Consider the following 2979-nt stretch of genomic DNA (forward strand, 5'->3'; position numbering starts at 1 on the left):
CCAGATCTAGGTCCAGATGACAACATGCGGATATCATTGGCAATCTTCATCAAACTTACCGCCAATTGCTTCAAAGCCCCATGTGTTTCCACAATCGCATCATGCGCTGCCAAGGCTTCAAATTTATTGGGTGCAGTGACCATGGGTTGTCCGGAAAATTCTGCGATTTTCTTGGCCACCAATTCTGCATAGCCTTGTGGGGTATTCAACCCGGTACCCACTGCTGTGCCCCCTAAGGCCAACTCTGAAAGGTGAGGAAGCGTGTTTTTCAGGGCCCTAAGTCCATGCTCCAATTGCGCCACATATCCCGAAAACTCCTGCCCCAAAGTCAAAGGGGTAGCATCCATAAAGTGGGTACGGCCGATTTTCACCACATCCATAAAGGCTGCTGATTTGGCTTTTAGGGTATCCCTTAACTTCTCCACACCTGGAATGGTAGTTTCCATCACCATTTTATAAGCTGCAATATGCATGGCGGTAGGAAAAGTATCATTGGATGATTGTGATTTATTCACATCGTCGTTGGGGTGGATTTTTTTCTTGGGGTCATCCAAAGTACCTCCCAAAAGAACATGTGCCCTGTATGCAATGACTTCATTGCTGTTCATGTTGGATTGGGTACCTGAACCGGTTTGCCAAACTACCAGAGGGAATTGGTCGTCGTGTTGGCCTGTTATAATTTCATCGCAAACTTTGGCGATAATATCAGCCTTTTCTTGATCTAAGACGCCTAATTCTGCATTGGCCAAAGCGGCTGATTTTTTAAGAATGGCAAATGCCCGAATGATTTCAATGGGCATGCGGTTACGCGCTCCGCCGATTTTGAAATTGTTAATGGATCTTTGGGTCTGTGCACCCCAGTATTTGTCTGCGGGAACCTCAACAGGCCCCATGGTATCTTTCTCAATTCTAATGCTCATGGTATAGATTTATTAGATTTTTTTGCCTGCGCTAAAATACGACCTGAAGGTCATAATCCATAGTTATTTTCAGAATATTCAAGCTTTTTAGGACCCTGAAGAGGATGAGTTTTTACCTAAATGCTTATCCTTCTCCATATGAATTCCGTATGCTTAAAAGAACATAAAATTTTCCGGAATCATGACCAATATCAGTGTTATCGGTGTGCCGTAACATTGATTAACGGGCCTTAATTCCGTAAATTCACTTCTTATCGAAATAACCAAACACCAATAGGAATTATCTATTAGAATTTTAATTTGATTTATATTATCTTGATACTTTAAAAGGTAAATTATTAAACTTTAACAATAAACTATAACTTATTATGGCAGAAAAAGATGTAAATCCTCACGGATCCAAGAGCTATGACATGAATGGTGGTGACATCAGCAAGTGTCCATTTCATAATGGTGAAATGAAATATGTGGCGGGAAGTGGTCCGAGCAATAAGGATTGGTGGCCTAACCAATTGAATCTAGGAATTCTTAGACAGCATTCACGGCTATCCAACCCCATGGATCCGGATTTTGACTATGCCAAAGCGTTTCAGTCATTGGATTTGAAAGAAGTTAAGGCTGAAATTGAAAAGGCACTGACGACTTCACAGGATTGGTGGCCTGCAGATTGGGGTCACTATGGTCCCTTCATTATCCGTATGGCTTGGCACAGTGCAGGTACTTATAGGGTACATGATGGCCGAGGAGGTGGAAGCACGGGTACTCAGCGATTTGCCCCATTGAACAGCTGGCCTGATAATGCCAATCTGGACAAAGCACGTTTATTATTGTGGCCTGTAAAGCAAAAATATGGTAAAAAACTTTCTTGGGCAGACCTTATGTTGCTCGCGGGAAATGTGGCACTGGAATCTATGGGCCTAGATACTTATGGCTTTGCCGGAGGCCGTGAGGATATTTGGGAACCGGAAGAAGATATCTATTGGGGATCTGAGACTGAATGGCTCGGAGATAAGCGCTATACAGGAGACAGAGAATTGGAAAATCCGCTTGGTGCTGTTCAGATGGGTTTGATCTACGTGAACCCTGAAGGACCTAATGGCAAACCTGATCCGGTAGCAGCGGCTAAAGATATCCGTGAAACTTTTGGCAGGATGGCTATGAATGATTATGAAACTGTGGCCCTGATTGCTGGAGGACATACTTTTGGAAAAACACATGGTGCTGCTGATGCAGGTAAACACGTGGGCCGTGAACCAGCAGGTGCTTCCATAGAAGAGATGAGTATGGGTTGGAAAAATACTTTTGGTAAAGGTGTAGCAGAAGATACTATCACTTCTGGTCTGGAGGGAGCTTGGACATCCACACCTACCAAATGGGGGCACGATTATTTCAAATTTTTATTTGAATACGATTGGGAATTGAGCAAAAGTCCCGCCGGTGCCCACCAATGGGTAGCCAAAAATGCGGAAGCAATTGTTCCCGATGCGCATTTACCTGGAAAATTCCATAAACCTTTTATGCTGACCACTGATTTGGCTTTAAGGTTTGATCCAGCATATGAAAAGGTATCCAGACATTTCTATGAGAATCCAGATGAATTTGCAGAAGCATTTGCCAAAGCATGGTTCAAATTGATCCATAGGGACATGGGGCCAAAATCCAGGTATTTGGGTCCAGAAGTGCCTGAAGAAGACTTGATCTGGCAAGACCCTATTCCAGCAGTGAACCATGAGTTGGTCAATGAAAAGGATATTGAAGGATTAAAAGCCAATATCCTGGCTTCTGGATTGACTGTTTCTGAATTGGTATATACAGCATGGTCTTCAGCTTCTACCTTTAGAAATTCTGATAAGCGTGGTGGGGCCAATGGTTCCCGAATCCGCTTAGAGCCTCAAATTAACTGGGAAGCCAATCAGCCTGAGCAGTTGAAAAAGGTTTTGGGTACGCTAGAAAGTATACAGGAAGAATTCAACAGTACAGCTGGAGGCAATAAAAAAGTCTCTCTCGCAGATCTCATTGTATTAGGAGGTTGTGCTGCCATTGAAAAAGCAGCCAAAGA

At 43.4% G+C, this 2979-nt stretch carries 2 protein-coding genes; one reads left to right on the forward strand and one right to left on the reverse strand.

Going from position 1 to position 2979, the window contains the following annotated elements; genetic code table 11:
- A partial coding sequence (locus QZT73_RS11935) for a class II fumarate hydratase (RefSeq protein WP_291788347.1) occupies positions 1-920 on the reverse strand: 920 nt, incomplete at its 3' end.
- 368 nt (positions 921-1288) lie between these two features.
- Here QZT73_RS11935 and katG point away from each other — a divergent pair.
- Positions 1289-2979, forward strand: a 1691-nt coding sequence (katG, locus tag QZT73_RS11940) for a catalase/peroxidase HPI (protein WP_291788349.1), incomplete at its 3' end; no start/stop codon positions are given.

The organism is Cecembia sp. (assembly GCF_007126775.1).
Lineage (GTDB): Bacteria > Bacteroidota > Bacteroidia > Cytophagales > Cyclobacteriaceae > Cecembia.